Origin of the sequence: Ramlibacter sp. AN1015, from assembly GCF_037726105.1 — a bacterium.
Classification (GTDB): Bacteria; Pseudomonadota; Gammaproteobacteria; order Burkholderiales; family Burkholderiaceae_C; genus Ramlibacter.
Genome location: NZ_JBBJUM010000005.1, coordinates 229,474 through 248,290 on the forward strand (window position 1 = coordinate 229,474; position 18,817 = coordinate 248,290).

Genomic DNA, 18,817 nt, shown 5'->3' on the forward strand with positions numbered 1-18,817 from the left:
ACGGCGCCATGGCGCGGGCTGGTGGCCTGCGTCTCGCCGCCTGCGCGAGCCGTGTTGCGCCCGCTTTACCCGGCGAGCAGCGAGCCGCAAGCGGCACGTGCGGACGACTACCAGCTGGCAGGCCGACAGCTGCTCGCTACGACCAGCGCTGAGCTATCTTTGGTGATTCAGTGGGCAACGCGGCCCTGCGCGTCGTCGCAGAGCTCGTCCAGCACCAGGGCGTCCGGCTCGCGGCCGCAACTCCAGTAGGTCATGAGGACGATGATCTTCAGCTCCTCGAGCGAGACCGGTCCGCCCGGCGCTGCCATCGCCCGGTCGATGACGATCTCGCGTAGGGACGCGGGTAGCACGCCGGCCGATTCGAGGAAGAAGAGAAAGCCCAGGCACTCGGCGCCGAGATGGTCCTGTTCGGGCACGCAATACACGCGCAGGCTGGTCGGGGACTGGCGATCAGGGGAGCCGGCCGAGCGGGCTGCGTCGTCGAGCTCGGTGGCACGTGCGGCGGTGTGCAGCCCGTCCAGCCAGACCAGTGCCTGCTGGACTTCCTCCGGCTCGAAACCGTGGGCACTGAGCTTGCGTCCCAGCTGCTGCAACTCGGGGCACGCGTCACCGCGCCAGTAGTTCTCGTAGACAAACACCAGCACGTCAAACATGGAGCCAATATAGCCCAGAAGCTCAGCGCCTTCGAGGGCGCAATGCGGCTGTTGCCTGGAGGCCGCAACGGCACCGTACCGGCAACCGCAGCCGCGACCGAAGAAGCACATGCACATGCCCATGCAGCTTCAGATTGGGCCGATGTCGCCTCCGCCTCCTCATCTGCATCTGCATCTGCGCAAGCCGAGTCCGACCCGGTTATGCAACTCGGCTGAAAACGTCCGATTCCGCTGCGCTGCGGTGTTCGTTTCCCGGCGGCTCGACGCCGCGACTTTGTTTCAGAACCCGTTCGCGCCCATGTTTTCGAACGCACGATCGATGCGCACCGTCAACACCCGGCTCGATCTGGCGAGGTCCAGCGTTCGCGTCAGGCCGAACCGGTGCGCTGGAACAGCCCGCCCGGGAGTCGGGCGAGCAGACCGCCGAGTTCGAGGTCGAGCAGGCGCGCCTGCAGCGCCGGCGTGGGCAGGCCGGTGCGGGCCTGCAGGGCGTCGAAGCTCACGGGGTCGTAGCCGGCGGCTGCCAGCACCGGGTCGGCCGGATCGATGGCGCTCTCGGGCGAGAGCGCCTGCGTGCTGCGGGGGCTCTGGGAGACCGTGGGCTGCAACTCGTCGAGCACGTCCTGCGCCGTCTCCACCAGCTTCGCGCCTTGCCGGATCAGCGCATGGCAGCCTCGGGACTGGGCCGAGTGGATCGAGCCGGGGATCGCGAACACCTCGCGTCCCTGTTCGGCCGCAAGTCGCGCGGTGATGAGCGAGCCGGACTGCAGCGCTGCCTCGACCACCAGCGTGCCCCGGCTCAGCGCCGCGATCAGGCGGTTGCGCCGCGGAAAGTTCTCCGCGAGCGGCGGGGTTCCGAGCGGGTACTCACTCAGGAGCAGGCCGTGCGCGGCGATGCGATGGGCGAGCTCGCGGTGCTGGCGCGGGTAGACGCGATCGAGGCCGGTCCCCACCACTGCGATGGTGGCGAGCTGGCCCGCCGGGGCTCCTTCCAGGGCGCCTTCGTGTGCCGCGGCGTCCACCCCCAAAGCCAGGCCCGAGACCACCGTCCATCCGGACTGCGCGAAGCTGCGGGCGAACTGGCGTGCATTGCCGGCACCCTGCGGCGTCGGGTTGCGGCTGCCGACGATGGCCAGGGCCTGAACAGGGACCAGGGAAGCGCCACTGCGCAGGCCGGCACCGACCGCCCACAGCATCAGAGGCGGGTCTTCGGTCTCGAGCAGGGGTGCCGGGTAGTCGCGATCGGCGAGGGTGAGGATGCGCCGCTCGGGCGATTCCTGCAGCCAGTCCTGCGTCGCCCGCAGCAGGGCGTCGAGTCCGGGCGGCTGCGACTGGAGGGCCTGCACCTGGGTGGGCGTGGCGAGCTGGGCGAGCGCCGAAGCCGATGCGGCGAACACCTGCCCCGGCAGCCCGAAGGCCGCCAGGAGGCGGCGCGCGGTGGTGTTGCCGACCTGCGGCGTGAGCACCAGCCGCAGCCAGTGCGCCAGCTGCGCATCGTCGAAAGGCCCGGGCGTCATGCGCCGCGCAGCCTCATCAGCGTGGCTGGACCAGGCGGTCGCCGACCTTCACGCCCTCCGTGGACTGCAGTACGAGGGCATAGGAGACCTTGTCGAAGGTGCGAAAGACCATGAGCAGGCCGTTGCGCTCGTCGGGCAGCTTGATGGTCTGGCGCTCGCCCTCGGCGGGCCGATCGACGATGCGCCGGCCTTCCTTGAGGATGGCGAGCACGTGGCCGGCTTCGAGGCCGTCGGCGCGGCCTTTGTTGATCGACACGATCTGGTTCTGGCCCGCCAGGCCCACGGCGTTGCCGTACATCGACAGCACGGCGGCGCCTTCGACAGGCTTCTCCGGAGCCCGCGGGACGTAGTTCACCAGTTCGCGGGGCGGCTCGGGCACCAGGCGGTCGCCGATCCGCATTTCCTCGCGGGCGGACACGATCTCCAGCGAGGCGGGCACAGGCAGCGTCTGTACCTCGCCGGAGGCGGTGCGCACCGTCTCCTGGGTTTCGCCGCGCACCAGCTCGGCGCGTCCGAGGTACTGCGCCTCGTATCCGAGGATGGCGCGCGTCACCGGGTCGCGCAGCGGCGTGGCGCTGCGGAAGACGCGGTAGGCGTCGGCGGCGCGGCTGGCACCCTCGACCAGCGGCGTCTGCGGCAGTCCGCGCGCGTAGGCGCGGTCACCCTTGGTGATCAGCACCCGTGTGTCCGGGGCGGCGACGATGCGCGGCGCCCGCTCCAGGGTGCCCTCATCGACCACCAGCGGCTCGGCCAGGAAGGGTTCGAGCAGGTGCGGCTGCAGCGTGGGCAACGCCAGGTTGGCCAGTGGTTCGACGCGGGCCCGCGGCGACAGCCGCACGGTCTCAAGCGGCGTGGCGGAGCTCGGTTGGGCCAGGCGCAGGCGCGCGCGCCCATCGACCTTCTCGAGCACCAGATGCTGGCCGGGGTAGATCAGGTGTGGGTTGCGCACCTGCTGGATGTTCATGCCCCAGAGTTCGGGCCAGCGCCAGGGGCTGCGCAGGAACAGACCCGAAATGGCCCAGAGGGTGTCGCCGCGCTTGACGGTGTAGCTGTCGGGGGCGTCGGGGGCCAGCTCCGACAGCGGGACGCCCGCTTCGGCGACCTGCTGGGCGGTGGCCCGCTGGGTGGAGGTGATGGGGAAGTTCTGGGCGAGAGCCGCGGGAGCCAGCAGGGCCATTGCCACGCTGCCGGCGGCCGCACCGCAGAGGGAGAAAAGGGATACGGCCGTCCGTCGTGCCATCATGGATTGCTTTCCAAGCTCATGTTCTGCGCGCGATTCTGCGCCCAAGGCCTTGATGGGGCAACGTAAATGCGGGAGGGCAGCGGCGGGCCGCGGGCAAAGTGGCGGAAAATAGCGACACCTTTGCCTCTCTCCGCCATGGCCGTTCTCCCCATCCTCGTCTATCCCGACCCCCGCCTGCACACGGTCGCCCGGCCCGTCGCGGCCGTGGAGCCCCGCGTGCGCCAGCTCGTTTCCGACATGCTGGAGACCATGTATGACGCCGAAGGCATCGGCCTGGCCGCCACCCAGGTGGACGTGCACGAACGCGTGATCGTTATCGACGTGTCCCAGGAGCGCGACCAGCCCATGGTGCTGATCAACCCCGAGATCGTGTGGGCCAGCGACGACACCTTGCTCGGCGACGAAGGCTGCCTCTCCGTGCCCGGCATCTACGACGGCGTCGAGCGCGCCCGCGCTGTCCGGGTGCGGGCGCTCGACCTGGACGGGCAGTCGCGCGAGATCGAAGCCGAAGGTCTGCTGTCGGTGTGCATCCAGCACGAGATGGACCACCTCCTGGGCAAGGTGTTCGTCGAGTACCTGTCGCCCCTCAAGCGCAACCGCATCAAGAGCAAGATGCTTAAGGCAGCCCGGCGCGACACGGAGCGTGCCTGAGCCCCATGCGCATCGTCTTCGCCGGGACGCCGGAGTTCGCGCGCGTCGCGCTGGAGGCGCTGCGCTCTGCCGGCTTCGAGCTGCCGCTGGTGCTCACCCAGCCGGACCGGCCGGCCGGGCGCGGCATGAAGCTGCAGCCGTCGGCCGTGAAGCAGTGCGCCTTGGAAGCGGGCCTCGCCGTGTGCCAGCCGCGCAGCCTGCGGCTGGACGGAAGATTTCCCGACGATGCGCGGGCCGCGCGCGAAGCGCTCGAGGCCGCGCGGCCGGACGCCATGGTGGTCGCCGCCTACGGGCTGATCCTGCCGCAGTGGGTACTCGATCTGCCGCGCCTGGGCTGCCTCAATATTCACGCTTCGCTGCTTCCCCGATGGCGCGGGGCCGCGCCGATCCACCGCGCCATCGAAGCCGGTGACCGCGAGAGCGGCGTCACCATCATGCAGATGGACGCCGGGCTCGACACCGGCGCGATGCTGAAGATGGAGCCGCTCGCCATCGCTGCAAACGACACCACCGGCAGCCTGCACGACAAGCTCGCATCGCTGGGAGCGCGGCTGATCGTCGAGACGCTGTTTGAGGCGGGCCGAGGCGAACTGCGCCCGGTGTTGCAGCCCGAAGCGGGCATCACCTACGCGCACAAGATCGACAAGGCCGAGGCGCAGATCGACTGGGGTCTGCCGGCCGAGGCGCTTGCGCGGCGCGTGCGCGCCTTCGATCCCTTTCCCGGTGCGAGCAGCACGATCCATGGCGAGCCCGTGAAGCTCTGGCGTGCCGAGGCCGAACCGGAGATCCGTGGTGGCGCCGCGGCGCCGGGGACCGTGATCGCGGCCAGCGAGGCCGGCGTGCTCGTCGCCTGCGGCCGCGGCGTGCTGCGGGTGTACGAGCTGCAGCGCGCCGGCGGCAGGCGGCTGGGCGCCGGGCAGTTCCTGCGGGGCTTCGCGCTGGCACCCGGCATGGTCTTCCAGCGGCAGCACCAGCCGCAGCAGGCGCGGGACGGGGCCTGAAATGTTCTGGGATCCGGCCCTCTATCGGCATCCGCAATTTCTCGGCGGCCTGCGCGACATGCTGCCGCAGACGCCGGGCACGGCCGCCTGGGGGCTCATGACCGGGGTGGCCATGGCGAAATCGGGCCTTTCGCTGGTCGAGTCGCTGGCGATGGCCCTGCTGGTGTTTGCCGGCAGCTCCCAGCTCGCCTCCCTGCCGCTGCTGGTGGCGGGGGCTCCGATGTGGGTGATTCTCGCCACCGGCTTTTGCGTCAACCTGCGTTTCGTGGTGTTCAGCCTGCACCTGCGCTCCTACCTGGTCCATCTGCCGCTGGTGCGGCGGCTGGTCACCGGCTATCTCACCACCGACATGAGCTACGCCATCCTCACGCGCCGGTTTCCCACCGCGGCGCCCGACGAAGCGGGCCGCCAGGGGCAGCTCGCGCACCTGGCCGGCAGCTGCCTGGCGAACTGGCTCGCCTGGATGGTGCCCAGCGTGGCCGGCATCGCGCTCGCCAACGTGGTGCCCGCGCGCTGGGGCCTGGGCTTTGCCGGCATCCTGTGCCTGCTGGGGATCATGTCTACGCTGGCCACCACCCGCCTGCGCATGGTGGCGGCGGCGGTGGCCGGAGCGGTCGCGGTGGCCGCCTACGGCCTTCCCCTCAAGCTGAACATCGTGCTGGCGATCGGTGTCGCCGTGCTGGCCTGCCTGGCGCTGGAAAACCCGCCGCGGCGCGCCGAGAAGGTGTCGTCGTGACGGACGTCTGGACCCTCTCGGCCATCGTGGGCCTCGCGTGCGTGACGGTGGTCACCCGCAGTTTCTTCTTCATTTCCAGTCGCCGGTGGCCCTTGCCCGCCTGGGCCGAGCGCGGGCTGCAGTACGCGCCCATCGCGGCCCTGTCGGCCGTGGTCATTCCCGAGATCGTGCTGGTCCAGGGACAGCTCATCGACACCTGGCAGGACGCCCGCGTGTTCGGTGCGCTGGCGGGGGTGGGCACCTATGCCTGGCGTCGCAGCGTACTGCTGACCATCATCGTCGGCATGGCCGTCTACCTGCCCCTGCGCCTGGGGCTCGGCTGGTAAGCTTTCGCGGCTAATCCATCACCGCCATGAACATCCTCCGCTTCTCCGATCTGTGCGCCCAGGGCCAGGCCCAGGGCAAGCGCGTCTTCATCCGCGCCGACCTCAACGTGCCCCAGGACGATGCCGGCAACATCACCGAGGACACCCGCATCCGCGCCTCGATTCCCTGCATCCGCATGGCGCTGGACGCTGGCGCCGCGGTGATGGTCACCTCGCACCTCGGCCGCCCGACCGAAGGCGCGTTCAAGCCCGAGGATTCCCTCGCGCCCGTTGCCCAGCGCCTCGCGCAGCTGCTCGGGCGCGACGTTCCGCTGGTGTCCGACTGGGTCGAGCGCGGCGTGCAGGTCGAGCCGGGGCAGCTCGTGCTGCTGGAGAACTGCCGCCTGAATCCGGGTGAGAAGAAGAACAACCCCGAGCTCGCCCGCAAGCTGGCGGCCCTGTGCGACATCTTCGTGCACGATGCCTTCGGCACTGCCCACCGCGCCGAGGCGTCCACCTACGGCATCGCGCAGTTCGCGCCGGTCGCCTGCGCCGGACCGCTGCTCGCGGCGGAGATCGACGCCATCACCAAGGCGCTCGCGAACCCGAAGCGGCCCCTGGCGGCCATCGTTGCGGGCTCGAAGGTATCGACCAAGCTCACCATCCTGCAGGCGCTCGCCAGGAACGTCGATCAGCTGATCGTCGGCGGCGGCATCGCCAACACCTTCATGCTGGCCGCGGGCCTGAAGATCGGCAAGTCGCTCGCCGAGCCCGACCTGCTGGGCCAAGCGCGTGCGGTGATCGAAGCCATGAAGGCACGCGGAGCCGAGGTGCCCATTCCGACCGACGTGGTGGTCGCCAAGCGCTTCGCCGCCGATGCGCCCGCCACGGTGAAAGGCGCGAGCGAGGTCGAGGACGACGACCTCATCCTGGACATCGGGCCGCAGACCGCTGCCCGCCTGGCCGAGCAGCTCAAGGCCGCCGGCACCATCGTGTGGAACGGCCCGGTGGGGGTGTTCGAGTTCGACGCGTTCTCGCGCGGCACCGAAACCATCGCCCGCGCCATCGCCGCTTCCAGCGCGTTCAGCATCGCAGGCGGCGGCGATACGCTGGCGGCGATCGCCAAGTACGGCATCGAAAAGGACGTGGGCTACATCTCCACCGGCGGTGGCGCCTTTCTCGAAGTACTCGAAGGCAAGCAGCTGCCGGCGTTCGAAGTCCTGGAAAAGCGCGCGCAGGGCTGAGCGGCTCCGGTACGCGCGCCGGCTACGTCCGTGCGTCGGCCGGACCCCGTCGGATCTCGGCGCATCGGCGCGGCCCGCGCAGCCGCACAGGGCACCTAGGCTGCCGCACTCGTCGGCCGACCTGCGTAGTCGGTCCAGCAGTCCTGGTCGAAGTCGTACAGCTTGCAGCGGCGCGCGGTGTCGAAATACCAGCGCCATGAAAAGCGCTGCACCACGATGCGTCCGGGCAGCATCTCCTCGAGCCTTGCCTGGGCCTGCTGCAGCCGGTAGAGCGGGATGCCCATGTCCACGTGGTGTGCCGTGTGCTCCATGATGTGGTGCAGCAGCGCGCCGATCCACAACGGAAAGGTGAGGTGCACGGTGGTGGACACGAAGGGCTGCGAGCGCTGCCACGCGGCGCGGTCGGCGTGCCATGAGACGGCGGTATGGGTGTGGTGCACGTACACCACGAAGCCGATCATCGCGCACCAGAACAGATACGGCACCAGCACGCCCGCCACCAGCAGCAGCGCCACCGATTGCTGCGTCGCCACGGCCAGGCCGGCCATGGCGCAGATCCAGGCCAGCGCGAAGGCGCTGACCAGCAGGTTGTCCCACACGAATGCGGGTCGGCGGCTCGGCATGTGCGCGCGGTTCGGAAAGAACATGCGCTTCCACCAGATCTCCACCAGGTAATAGAGGCCCGGCGCCCAGCCGCTGCGATAGATGCGTTCGAGGCGCCGGCGCGCCGGTGTCATCGCCGCGTATTCGGCCGCTGTCGGCGGGGCCCAGACGAAGTCCACGCCCTTGAGGTTGGTGAAGCCGTGGTGCACCACGTTGTGCCCGGCGTCCCACAGGCTGTAGGGCGTGAGCGAGGGCAGGAACGCGATGCGGCCCAGCCAGCGGTTCAGGCGCCGGTGCGGCGTGAGGCTCTGGTGGCAGGCGTCGTGGCCGATGATGAACAGCCGCCCGGTGACGAAGCCGGCGCCCACCCCGCACAGCAGCTTGGCCCACACCGGCTGCAGCAGCACCACGCCGGCCAGGCAGGCCGCGAGCAGCAGCGCGTCGAGCAGCAGCAAGGCCAGCGCCCGCGTCGTGGTGCGGGACGACAGCGGCGCGAGCCACTGCCGGATCGTCTTGCGGTGGGGCAGGGGCGCATCGGGGTGGAGCGGCGCGAGGAGTTCGGAGGTCATGCGAGGCGGCGGGCGCCGGCGCCCGTGGGCAGCCGGCCTGAGTGGAACCAGGGCCTGCATGCTAGGGCGCCGCGCGGGCGCACAGATGACCTGGATCAAGGCATGCGTGTGAGAATGCCCGCTTCGTCGTTATCGCAGCCGAGGAAGACATTCATGGCCCGTCGTGCCACCAAGATCGTTGCCACCCTGGGCCCGGCGTCCAGTGACCCGCAGTTGCTCGAAGAGATGGTGCGGGCCGGCGTCAACGTCGTGCGCCTGAACTTCAGCCACGGCAAGGCGCAGGACCACATCGACCGCGCCCGGCTGGTGCGCGAAGTGGCGCAGCGCGCGGGGCGAGAGGTAGCAATCATGGCGGACCTGCAGGGACCCAAGATCCGGGTGGGCAGGTTCGCCGAAGGCAAGGTGCTGCTGGAGTCCGGGAGCAAGTTCGTGCTGGATGCCTCGCGCGAGGCGCCCGGCGACCTGGACGGCGTCGGGCTCGACTACAAGGAGCTGCCGCGCGACGTGAAGCCCGGCGACGTGCTGCTGCTCAACGACGGACTCATCGTGCTCACCGTCAACGCGGTGAAGGGCGAGCAGGTGCACACCACCGTCAAGATCGGCGGCGAGCTGTCCAACAACAAGGGCATCAACAAGCAGGGCGGCGGCCTCTCCGCGCCCGCCCTCACGGCCAAGGACATGGAGGACATCCGCACCGCCATGAGCTTCCAGGCCGACTACGTGGCGGTGAGCTTCCCCAAGACGGCGACCGACATGGAGATGGCGCGCCAGCTGTGCAACGTGGCCGCCGCCGAGTACCGCCACAAGCCGGGACTGATCGCCAAGATCGAGCGGGCCGAGGCCATCCCCAACCTCGAATCCATCCTCAAGGCGAGCGACGGCATCATGGTGGCCCGCGGCGACCTCGCGGTGGAGGTCGGCAATGCCGCCGTCCCGGCGCTGCAGAAAAAGATGATCCGCATGGCGCGCAACTGCGACAAGGTCGTCATCACCGCCACGCAGATGATGGAGTCCATGATCACCAACCCGGTGCCCACCCGCGCCGAGGTGAGCGACGTGGCCAACGCGGTGCTCGACGGCACCGACGCGGTGATGCTCAGCGCCGAGACGGCCGCTGGCCGCTACCCGCTCGAGACCGTCATCGAGATGGCCAACATCTGCGCCGAAGCCGAAATGGCCGAAGAAGTCACGCTCGACGCCGACTTCACCAGCATGGACTTCCAGAGCATCGACCAGTCCATCGCGATGGGCGCGCTGTTCACCGCACACCACCTGGGCTGCAAGGCGATCGTGGCGCTCACCGATTCCGGATCGACCGCCTTGTGGATGAGCCGCCACCGCATCCACATCCCGATCTACGCCCTCACGCCACGCCTGTCCACGCAGCGCAAGATGGCGCTCTACCGCAATGTGCGCCCGCTGCTGATGGACCAGAGCGCCGACCGCGACACGGCCCTCACAGAGGCGGAGTCGCACCTGCGAAAGCGCGGCATCGTCGGCAGCGGCGACATCTATGCCATCACCTGCGGCGAGCCCATGGGCGAGCCCGGCGGCACCAACATGCTGAAGATCTGCCGGTCCGCCTGAGCGGCGCGTGCTGCCTGGCCAGCCATTCGGCGCGGCGTCGCGCCGGGGCCCCAGGCGCGGGCACTAGCCCTTCCGGGCCATGCACCTGCGGCCGAGCAGGTGGCGCCGGTAAAATTCCGCCACCGCCGGGCGCCTCGTGCAGGCGTTCAGCCCCTGCTTCGAAACTCCACACGGACCGCACCATGCCCCTCGTATCCATGCGCGAACTGCTGGACCATGCCGCCGAGAACGGCTATGGCATCCCGGCCTTCAACGTCAACAACCTCGAGCAGGTGCAGGCCGTCATGGAGGCGGCCAAGGAAACCGGCGCGCCGGTGATCCTGCAGGCCAGCGCCGGCGCCCGCAAGTACGCCGGCGAGGCCTTCATCAAGCACCTCATCCAGGCCGCGGTCGAGGCCTATCCGGGCATCCCGCTGGTGATGCACCAGGACCACGGCCAGAACCCCGACGTCTGCCACGGCGCCATCGACCTGGGCTTCACCTCGGTCATGATGGACGGCAGCCTCGAAGCCGACGGCAAGACCATCGCGAGCTACGACTACAACGTCGAGGTGACGCGCAAGGTGGTCGATATGGCGCACAAGCTCGGCGTCACCGTCGAAGGCGAGCTCGGTTGCCTGGGCTCGCTGGAGACCATGAAGGGCGACAAGGAAGACGGCCACGGCACCGATTCCACCATGACGCGCGAGCAGCTGCTCACCGACCCCGAGCAGGCCGCCGATTTCGTCAAGCGGACGCAGCTCGATGCCCTGGCCATCGCCATCGGCACCAGCCACGGCGCCTACAAGTTCACCCGCAAGCCCACCGGCGACATCCTGGCCATCGACCGCATCAAGGAAATCCACCGCCGCATCCCCACCACGCATCTGGTGATGCACGGCTCCTCCAGCGTGCCGCAGGAGCTGCTGGCGATCATCCGCCAGTACGGCGGCCAGATGAAGGAGACCTACGGCGTGCCGGTCGAGGAGATCCAGGAAGCGATCAAGCACGGCGTGCGCAAGATCAACATCGACACCGACATCCGCCTGGCCATGACCGGCGCGGTGCGCAAGTTCCTGCACGAAAACCCCGAGAAGTTCGACGCCCGCGAGTGGCTCAAGCCCGCACGCGAAGCCGCCAAGCAGGTCTGCAAGCAGCGCTACCTCGAATTCGGCTGCGAAGGGCAGGCTGGCAAGATCAAGGGCCACAGCCTGCAGTTCATCGCCCAGAAGTACGCGCAGGGTGAGCTGGCGCAGGTGGTTCGCTGAAAAGCACCGCAGATCGACTGCGCCGGAACACGTGAAGGGGCCACCCGAGCGGGCGGCTCACGAATCGCAGGGAAACTCCGGCAGCTCCTCGCCCAGCAAGCCGCCTGCAGGCGGCTTTTCCACGTGCCGGGCGGGTCGCCGGCCACAATAGCGCTTCACCCAACCAGCACGCAGACATGACCTCCGCCCTCCATACTTCGACGCTCACCTCGCTGCCCCTGCTGGCGCGCGGCAAGGTGCGGGACAACTATGCAGTCGGCAGCGACCGCATCCTCATGGTGGCGACCGACCGCCTGTCGGCCTTCGACGTGATCATGGGCGAGCCGATTCCCGGCAAGGGCGAGCTGCTCACGCAGATGTCGCTGTTCTGGTTCGGCAAGCTGGCGCACCTGTGCCCCAACCATCTCACCGGCGAGCTGCCCGACAGCGTGGTGTCGTCGTCCGAGCTGGGCCAGGTGCTCGGGCGTTCGATGCTGGTCAAGCGGCTGCGGCCCATTCCGGTCGAGGCGGTGGTGCGCGGCTACCTGGTGGGCAGCGGCTGGAAGGAGTACCAGCAGTCCGGCACCGTGTGCGGCGTGGCCTTGCCGCCGGGGCTGACCAACGCGGCGCAGCTCGCGCAGCCGATCTACACGCCCGCCGCGAAGGCCGCCGCCGGCGAGCACGACGAGAACATCCGCTACGAGCGGACCGTGGAGATGGTCGGTGCGGACCTCGCCGCACGCATCCGGGATACCAGCATCGCGCTGTATCGCGAAGCGGCCGCGATCGCGCTGCGCAAGGGGCTGATCATCGCGGATACCAAGTTCGAGTTCGGCCTGGACGAAGCCGACCGGCTGGTTCTGATGGACGAGGTGCTCACGCCCGATTCGTCGCGCTACTGGCCGGTCGAAGGCTACGACGAGGCGGCCGCGCGCGGCGACAACCCGCCGAGCTACGACAAGCAGTTCGTGCGCGACTGGCTCGAGCAGGTGCGCATCAACGGCAAACCCTGGGACAAGACGCCGCCCGCACCGCGCCTGCCGCAGGAGGTGATCGAGAAGACGGCGGCCAAGTACCGCGAAGCACTGGAGCGGTTGACCGGCTGAGTGCCGATGCAGGGCCGGCGTCAGGGAGGCGCCATCCCGAGGCGGGGCGCTGCGCTGCGGCTCCCGCACCCCGGGTCACGCGCGACTCAGCTCAGCACCACGCTCGACAGGCGCCGCCGGTAGGTGGCCACGGTCGGATCGTCGGGGGGAATCTGGCCGTCGGCGACCTTCGGCTTGGGCGGCTCGATCACGTCGAGGATGGCGATGGTGGTCTTGCGTGCCAGCTCATCGTTCCACGATTTGTCGCGCATCAGGATCTCCAGCAGCTCGTCCATCGCGGCGGTCCATTGCCGGCGCGCGGCCAGCAGCTGGGCACGTCCGAAGCGGGCGTCGAAGTCGCGCCGGTTGGCGGCGATGCGGGCATCGAAATCGGCCAGTGCCTGCGACGGTTGACCGGCGGCGAAGGTCATGGCCTCGATCACCCGCTGCAGCGACTCGAAGCGGCGCACGCCGGCCGCCTTGTCGGCGAGCGGTGCGAAGGCGCGCTGCGCATCGTCGGCCCGGCCGGCCAGGAGCAGGGCCTTGACATAGTCGAAGCGGGCGTCGTCGTTGGCCGGATCGGTCGCCACAGCGTGCTGCAGCTTCTCCAGCTGCGCGTCGCTGCCGGCTTCCGGCTCGGGCTCGGCAGCAAGTTCCGGCTCCTCCTCGACGGCGGGGCCGGGCGGCACATGCTTGTCCAGGAACTCGCGCAGCTTGCCTTCGGGCAGCGCGCCCATGAACCCATCGACGGGCTGGCCGTTCATCAGCAGGATGCAGGTCGGAATGCTGCGGATGCCGAAGGCTGCCGCGAGCTGCTGCTCCTGGTCGGAATCGATCTTCACCAGCTTGAAGCGGCCGGCGTAGTCCGCCTCCAGCTTTTCCAGCAGCGGGCCGATGACCTTGCAGGGCCCGCACCATGGCGCCCAGAAGTCCACCAGCACGGGAATTTCCATGGAGGCAGCGATGACCTCGGCTTCAAAGTTTTCCAGGGTGACGTCGATCATTCGGTTTCGCTCGGGCTGGCAAATTAAGATTCATACCTTTTGGATGCAGGCATGAGCACGGTACAGGTTGGCGTCGTGATGGGGTCCGGCAGCGACTGGGACACCCTGCAGCACGCAGTGGCGATTCTCCAGGAATTCGGCGTGCCCCACGAAGCCCGCGTGGTCTCGGCCCACCGCATGCCGGACGACATGTTCGCCTATGCCGAGGCCGCCGCCGAGCGGGGGCTCGTCGCCATCATCGCGGGCGCGGGCGGTGCCGCCCACCTGCCGGGCATGCTGGCCGCCAAGACCACCGTGCCGGTGCTGGGCGTGCCGGTCGCCAGCCGTCACCTGCAGGGCGTCGATTCGCTGCACAGCATCGTCCAGATGCCCAAGGGCATTCCGGTGGCGACCTTCGCCATCGGCGCGGCGGGCGCCGCGAATGCCGCCCTCTTCGCCGTAGCCATGCTCGCCGTGGCCGACCCCGCCCTGCGCCAGCGCCTGGACGCCTTCCGCCAGCGCCAGACCGAGGCGGCCCGTGCCACCTCCTTGCCGCCCGCAGCCACATGACTGATTCGCGACAACCCCTGCTCCCCGGCGCCACCCTCGGCGTGATGGGAGGCGGCCAACTCGGCCGGATGTTCGTGCACGCTGCGCAGCGCATGGGCTACTTCACCGCCGTGCTCGACCCCGACGGCCTCAGCCCCGCAGGGCGCGTGAGCCACACGCACCTGCACGCCGACTATCTCGACACGCGCAACCTCGCAGAACTCGCACGCGTGGCCGACGCCATCACCACGGAGTTCGAGAACGTGCCTGCCGGCGCGCTGCAGCAGCTGGCCGACCACCGGCCGGTGGCGCCCACCGGCGAGGCGGTGGCCATCGCCCAGGACCGGCTGCTCGAAAAGGCGCACTTCACGCGCTGCGGCGTACCGGTCGCGCCGTATGCGGCCATTGCCGACGAGGCCCAGCTCGCGGCCGTTCCGGACGCCCTGCTGCCCGGCATCCTCAAGACCGCCAGGCTGGGCTACGACGGAAAAGGCCAGGTGCGCGTCGCCTCGCGTGAAGCGCTGGCGCAGGCCTGGGCCGAACTCGGCGGGGTGCCCTGCGTGCTCGAGCGCATGCTGCCGCTCGCCGCCGAGTGCTCGGTGGTGGTGGCACGCGGCGCGGACGGCCGCATGGTGCACCTGCCGCCGCAGCGCAACCTGCACCGCGCCGGCATCCTGGCCGTCACCGAAGTGTTCGAGGGCGTGCTGCCGCCCGATAGTGCGCAGCAGGCGATCGACGCCACCCGCGCCATCGCCGAACAGCTCGCCTATGTCGGCGTGCTGTGCGTCGAGTTTTTCGTGCTGCAGGACGGTGCGCTGGTGGTCAACGAGATGGCGCCGCGGCCGCACAACAGCGGCCACTGGAGCCTGGACGCCTGCGAGGTCTCGCAGTTCGAGCTGCAGGTGCGCACGCTCGCCGGGCTGCCACTGGTGCAGCCGCGCCAGCACAGCCCTGCCGTCATGCTGAACTTGCTCGGAGACCTCTGGTTCCCCGGCGACGCAGGTGAGGCCGCGGACGCCGCGCGCGAGCCCGACTGGGCCGCCGTGCTGGCGCTGCCCGGCATGCACCTGCACCTGTACGGCAAGGCCGAGGCGCGCCGCGGCCGCAAGATGGGCCACCTGACGGTCACCGGAGCCACGCCCGCTGCCGTGCGCGCTGCCGCGCTGCAGGCCTGTGCCGCGCTCGGCATCGCGCCGTTCTGAAGGCCCGCGTGATCCTCGACGGCCACGCACCCGCAGCCATCGACGAAGCCGCCCGCCGCCTGGCGGCCGGCGAACTGGTCGCCTTCCCCACCGAGACCGTCTACGGGCTCGGCGCCGACGCCGACAGCGGCCGCGCGGTGGCGGGCATCTTCACCGCCAAGGGGCGCCCGAGCGACCACCCGCTGATCGTGCACGTCACGGGGCCCGACGCCGCCGGGCACTACGCGCACGACATTCCTCCCGTCGCGCAGCGCCTGATGCAGGCCTTCTGGCCCGGCCCGCTCACGGTGATCCTGCCGCGCCGCGCTGGCCGGGCCGAAGCCGCCGCGGGCGGGCAGGGCTCGATCGGACTGCGCTGTCCCTCGCATCCCGTGGCACAGGCACTGCTGCGCGCCTGTGGGAACTTGCAGCCGCCGCTCACCGGGCTAGCCGCGCCCAGCGCCAACCGGTTCGGCCGGGTCAGCCCGACCACGGCGCTGCACGTGCAGCACGAGTTCGGCGAGACGCTGTGCATCCTCGACGGCGGTGCCTGCGAGGTCGGCATCGAGTCGGCGATCGTCGATTGCACGCGTGGCGTGCCGGTGCTGTTGCGCCCGGGCGTGCTCACGCACGCGCGCATCGAGGCGGCCTGCGGCGAGCGGCTGTGGCGCCCCGAGGAAGTCACCGAGCCGGCACCGCGGGCCTCGGGCACGCTGGAGTCGCATTACGCGCCGCAGGCGCGGGTGCGGCTGATGGACGCGGCGGCGCTGCAGGATGCGCTCGACGTGCTGGGCGCGCAGGCGTCGGGCATCGCCGTGTGGTCGCGCGCGCCGCTGCGCAGCGCCGCGCCCGGGGTGCTGCGCCAGGCCATGCCGCAGCACGCCGACGACGCGGCGCGCGAGCTGTTCGCGGTGCTGCGCGCGTTCGACGATGCGGGCGTGCGCCTGATCTGGATCGAGCAGCCGCCCGACACGTCCGAATGGGCCGGCGTGCTGGACCGCCTGCGCCGGGCTGCGGCATAGCGCTCGCTACACTTCCCGGCAGCCCCTGAACCGAATTCCTGGAGAAACATCGATGGCATTCCAACGCCTGCGCCGCGCCCTCGGCGCCGCCGCGTGCCTGTCTGCTGCGCTGCTGGCAGCCTGCGGCGGTGGCGAGGTCGAGTCGCAGCTGCAGCCCCGACGCATCGTCGCCTTCGGCGACGCTTCCGCCGACCTCGGGCAGACCGGCGCGCGCTTCACCATCAACGACGGCGGTGCGAACATCTGGTCGGAGCGGCTGGCCCAGCGATACGGCCTGTCGCTCGCTACCGTGGACAGCGGCGGCACCAGCTACGCCACCGGACATGCCCGCGTGCAGGCCGAGCCGGACGCCAGCGGCAGCTTCGGCACCCCCACGGTCAGCGAGCAGATCGATGCCTTCCTGGCCGGCGGCAGCATCGGCCCCGACGACCTGGTGGTGGTCAATGCCGGCATCGGCGACGTCATCGCCGAAGTGGGCCAGATCACGGCCGGTGCGCAGAACGCCACGCAGGCGCGCGCCGACCTCGCGCAGGCGGGCGCCGCGCTGGGGGCGCAGGTGCGCCGTCTGGTGAACGCCGGCGCGGAGCACGTGGTAGTGGTGGGGCCGTACAACCTGGGGCGCTCGCCCTGGGGCCGCACCACCGGCCAGAGCGCTTTGCTCGAGCAGCTCACGACGGCTTTCAACGAATCGATGCTGGTGTCCGTGGTCGATCTGGGCAGCAACGTGCTGTATGTCGATGCGGCGCTGTACTACAACCTGGTGACGGCATCGCCGGGCGGCTACGGCATCGCCAACAGCACCGGCGTGGCCTGCACGTCGGTGGATCCGGGGCCGGGCATCGGCATCGGAGCCGGTCAGGTCAACTCGTCGCGCTGCGTTGCCCCCCGAGACCTTCAGGCCGGCATCAACTCCGACCAGTGGCTGTTCGCCGATCCGGTGTACTTCACCCCGGTGGGCCACCGCCTGTTCGGCGACTACGCCTACGACCGCATCCGCCAGCGCTGGTAAAGCACCGTCGGGCCGTGCCAGGGCGCGTGTCTCCACGCAAGGCTCGGCGGGTGCCCGGAACGTGCTCAGGCCGTTCCCTGGTGCGAGCACCCGCGGCGCGTCGTTTGGCGTATCGATGCCTCCCGGGGGCTTCACCGAAGCCTTGGGGCGGTCCTCCTCGATGCGTCCTGGCGTGCGCCCACGGCGCGTCGATGCGTCCTCAAGGCGTGCGCGCAGCCCACTCGAGCAGCACGTCGATGACCGGCCGCAAGGCGCCCGCGTCGGGGTGGTTGGCGATCGCGACGACCACGCGGCGGCGGCCGTCGGCGGTGTGCACATAGCCGGCGACGCCGGTCACGTCGCGCAGGCTGCCGGTCTTGAGGTGCGCGAGCCCGGTGGACGCGAGCCCGGTGCGACGGGCCGTGCCGTCGAGACCGGCCACGGGCAGCGAGGCGAGAAATTCCGGCATCAGCGGCGAGGCCCAGGCGCGCTGCAGCAGCAGGGCCAGCTGCGCGGCACTCACCCGGTCCTCGCGCGAGAGCCCGGAGCCGTTGCCGAGGACGGGCGGCTCGCCGCCGAGGCGCTCGCGCCACCACTGCTGCAGCACCGCGCGCGAGCCGCCCCAGGTGCCGGTGCCCAGACGTTGCAGGCTCAGCGTGAGAAACAGCTGCTGGGCCATCACGTTGTTGCTGTATTTGTTGATGTCGCGCACCACCTCGGCCAGCGGCGGCGACATGGCCTCGACCACGGGCTCCAGCCCGGGCGGCACGCGTCCCTCACGCACCACGCCGTCGATGCGGCCGCCGAGTTCGTGCCAGAGCCCCACCAGCGCGCGGGCGGCGTGCGATGCGCCGTCCGGCGGCGCAACTGGCCAGCTGCGGCTGCCGCAGGCGAGCGGGTAGGCGCCGGCGAAGCGCACCCGGGCCGGGTCGCTGAAGTCGGCCTTCAGGCGTGCGCGCCAGTCGCCGCAGGGCCCACCCACCAGCGGCACGGCGGTGGGCACCTGCACGCCGTTGAGCGTCGGCTCCACCTGCACGCGCGCACTGCCCCCGAGTGGCGTGAAGTGCAACTGCACGGAGCGGAAGTTGACCAGCAGCGCATCCGGGGCTGCGTTGTACGGCCGCAGCGGTTCGCCGTCGAACGCGGAGGGATCCTGCGCGGGGATGTCGAAAGCGGAGCGGTCGATCACGATGTCGCCCTGGATGCGGCGGATGCCGAGGCCCTGCACGCGCCGCAGCACCAGCCACAGCCGCTCCACCACCAGGCGGGGATCGCCGCTCCCCTTGACGACGAGGTTGCCCTTGAGCGTTCCGTCCTGCACCGCGCCGTCCAGGTAGATCGGCGTGTTCCAGCTGTAGGCGGGCCCGAGCAGCTCCAGCGCCGCGAAGGTCGTGGCCAGCTTGGCCAGCGACGCCGGGTTGACCGGCACCTCCGCGCGATGGCTCAGGCGCGGTGCCTGCTGCCCGTCGGCGTCGGCGACCAGCAGCGTCACGGCGTCGGCCGGCAGCCGGCTGCGCACCAGGGCGGCTTCGAGTTCCGGCGGCAGCGCTGGTGTGGCCCGCGCCGGGTCGGACCCGATGGCGAACCATGCGGCGAGAACGGTCGCCAGAAGCAGGTGGGAAAAGGAGCGGGAGACCGGGGAGGCCGAGGGTGCGGCAGGCATGCGCGATTATG

18 protein-coding genes are annotated in these 18,817 nt (G+C 70.3%); 12 read left to right on the forward strand and 6 right to left on the reverse strand.

What is annotated here, in order from left to right:
* Nucleotides 1-167: 167 nt before the first annotated feature.
* From WG922_RS10335 to WG922_RS10345, 3 genes are all read right to left on the reverse strand, one after another.
* A complete protein-coding gene (locus WG922_RS10335) occupies nt 168-653 on the reverse strand; it encodes a DUF494 domain-containing protein (RefSeq protein WP_340282489.1) in 486 nt (161 codons plus the stop codon).
* A 368-nt stretch (nt 654-1,021) separates the two neighbouring features.
* Nucleotides 1,022-2,170: a DNA-processing protein DprA gene (dprA, locus tag WG922_RS10340; protein ID WP_340282490.1), complete on the reverse strand. Its 1,149-nt coding sequence runs from the start codon at nt 2,168-2,170 to the stop codon at nt 1,022-1,024.
* Between the two features lie 16 nt (nt 2,171-2,186).
* Nucleotides 2,187-3,410, reverse strand: a complete 1,224-nt coding sequence (locus WG922_RS10345; RefSeq protein WP_445322814.1) for a LysM peptidoglycan-binding domain-containing protein — start codon at nt 3,408-3,410, stop codon at nt 2,187-2,189.
* 138 nt (nt 3,411-3,548) lie between these two features.
* Here WG922_RS10345 and def point away from each other — a divergent pair, with 138 nt between their 5' ends.
* The 5 genes from def to WG922_RS10370 are packed head-to-tail and all read left to right on the forward strand — an operon-like array spanning nt 3,549 to nt 7,350.
* On the forward strand, nt 3,549-4,064 hold the full coding sequence (def, locus tag WG922_RS10350) for a peptide deformylase (RefSeq protein WP_340282492.1): 516 nt from the start codon (nt 3,549-3,551) through the stop codon (nt 4,062-4,064).
* 5 nt (nt 4,065-4,069) lie between these two features.
* Nucleotides 4,070-5,065 (forward strand): methionyl-tRNA formyltransferase, encoded by a 996-nt coding sequence (fmt, locus tag WG922_RS10355; RefSeq protein WP_340282494.1) that lies wholly within the window; start codon nt 4,070-4,072, stop codon nt 5,063-5,065.
* A gap of 1 nt (nt 5,066) precedes the next feature.
* The gene (locus tag WG922_RS10360) at nt 5,067-5,801 is read left to right on the forward strand and encodes an AzlC family ABC transporter permease (RefSeq protein ID WP_340282496.1); all 735 of its coding nucleotides are present in this window, start codon (nt 5,067-5,069) and stop codon (nt 5,799-5,801) included.
* Entirely contained in the window at nt 5,798-6,127 is a 330-nt protein-coding gene (locus WG922_RS10365; RefSeq protein WP_340282498.1) for an AzlD domain-containing protein, read from the forward strand. The genes WG922_RS10360 and WG922_RS10365 overlap by 4 nt, the downstream gene beginning before the upstream one ends.
* 26 nt (nt 6,128-6,153) lie before the next feature.
* Entirely contained in the window at nt 6,154-7,350 is a 1,197-nt protein-coding gene (locus WG922_RS10370; RefSeq protein ID WP_340282500.1) for a phosphoglycerate kinase, read from the forward strand.
* Between the two features lie 95 nt (nt 7,351-7,445).
* Here WG922_RS10370 and WG922_RS10375 read toward each other — a convergent pair whose 3' ends face one another.
* Nucleotides 7,446-8,582, reverse strand: coding sequence for a fatty acid desaturase (locus WG922_RS10375; RefSeq protein ID WP_445322815.1), 1,137 nt, complete (start codon nt 8,580-8,582; stop codon nt 7,446-7,448).
* A 93-nt stretch (nt 8,583-8,675) separates the two neighbouring features.
* Between WG922_RS10375 and pyk the strand changes: the two genes are divergently transcribed.
* The 3 genes from pyk (at nt 8,676) to WG922_RS10390 (ending at nt 12,441) form a co-directional block, all read left to right on the forward strand.
* Complete coding sequence (gene pyk, locus WG922_RS10380; RefSeq protein ID WP_340282502.1) at nt 8,676-10,109, forward strand: pyruvate kinase; 1,434 nt, start codon at nt 8,676-8,678, stop codon at nt 10,107-10,109.
* Nucleotides 10,110-10,291: 182 nt separating this feature from the next.
* Entirely contained in the window at nt 10,292-11,356 is a 1,065-nt protein-coding gene (gene fba, locus WG922_RS10385) for a class II fructose-bisphosphate aldolase (protein WP_340282503.1), read from the forward strand.
* 176 nt (nt 11,357-11,532) lie between these two features.
* Nucleotides 11,533-12,441 carry a phosphoribosylaminoimidazolesuccinocarboxamide synthase gene (locus WG922_RS10390; RefSeq protein ID WP_340282504.1) on the forward strand — a complete coding sequence of 303 codons (909 nt, stop codon included), beginning with the start codon at nt 11,533-11,535 and terminating at the stop codon, nt 12,439-12,441.
* A gap of 86 nt (nt 12,442-12,527) precedes the next feature.
* Here WG922_RS10390 and trxA read toward each other — a convergent pair whose 3' ends face one another.
* A complete protein-coding gene (gene trxA / locus WG922_RS10395; protein ID WP_340282505.1) occupies nt 12,528-13,424 on the reverse strand; it encodes a thioredoxin in 897 nt (298 codons plus the stop codon).
* Between the two features lie 51 nt (nt 13,425-13,475).
* Between trxA and purE the strand changes: the two genes are divergently transcribed.
* From purE to WG922_RS10415, 4 genes are read left to right on the forward strand one after another with little or no spacing between them, the layout of a single operon-like run.
* Complete coding sequence (purE, locus tag WG922_RS10400; RefSeq protein ID WP_340282506.1) at nt 13,476-13,973, forward strand: 5-(carboxyamino)imidazole ribonucleotide mutase; 498 nt, start codon at nt 13,476-13,478, stop codon at nt 13,971-13,973.
* A complete protein-coding gene (locus tag WG922_RS10405; protein ID WP_340282507.1) occupies nt 13,970-15,154 on the forward strand; it encodes a 5-(carboxyamino)imidazole ribonucleotide synthase in 1,185 nt (394 codons plus the stop codon). Before purE ends, WG922_RS10405 begins: the two co-directional genes overlap by 4 nt.
* A gap of 8 nt (nt 15,155-15,162) precedes the next feature.
* Nucleotides 15,163-16,155, forward strand: coding sequence for an L-threonylcarbamoyladenylate synthase (locus WG922_RS10410; RefSeq protein WP_340282508.1), 993 nt, complete (start codon nt 15,163-15,165; stop codon nt 16,153-16,155).
* Nucleotides 16,156-16,207: 52 nt separating this feature from the next.
* Nucleotides 16,208-17,164 (forward strand): SGNH/GDSL hydrolase family protein, encoded by a 957-nt coding sequence (locus WG922_RS10415; RefSeq protein WP_340282509.1) that lies wholly within the window; start codon nt 16,208-16,210, stop codon nt 17,162-17,164.
* Nucleotides 17,165-17,363: 199 nt separating this feature from the next.
* On the opposite strand, the gene dacB is transcribed toward WG922_RS10415, so the two are convergent.
* Nucleotides 17,364-18,806: a D-alanyl-D-alanine carboxypeptidase/D-alanyl-D-alanine endopeptidase gene (gene dacB, locus WG922_RS10420; protein WP_340282510.1), complete on the reverse strand. Its 1,443-nt coding sequence runs from the start codon at nt 18,804-18,806 to the stop codon at nt 17,364-17,366.
* Between the last annotated feature and the right edge of the window lie 11 nt (nt 18,807-18,817).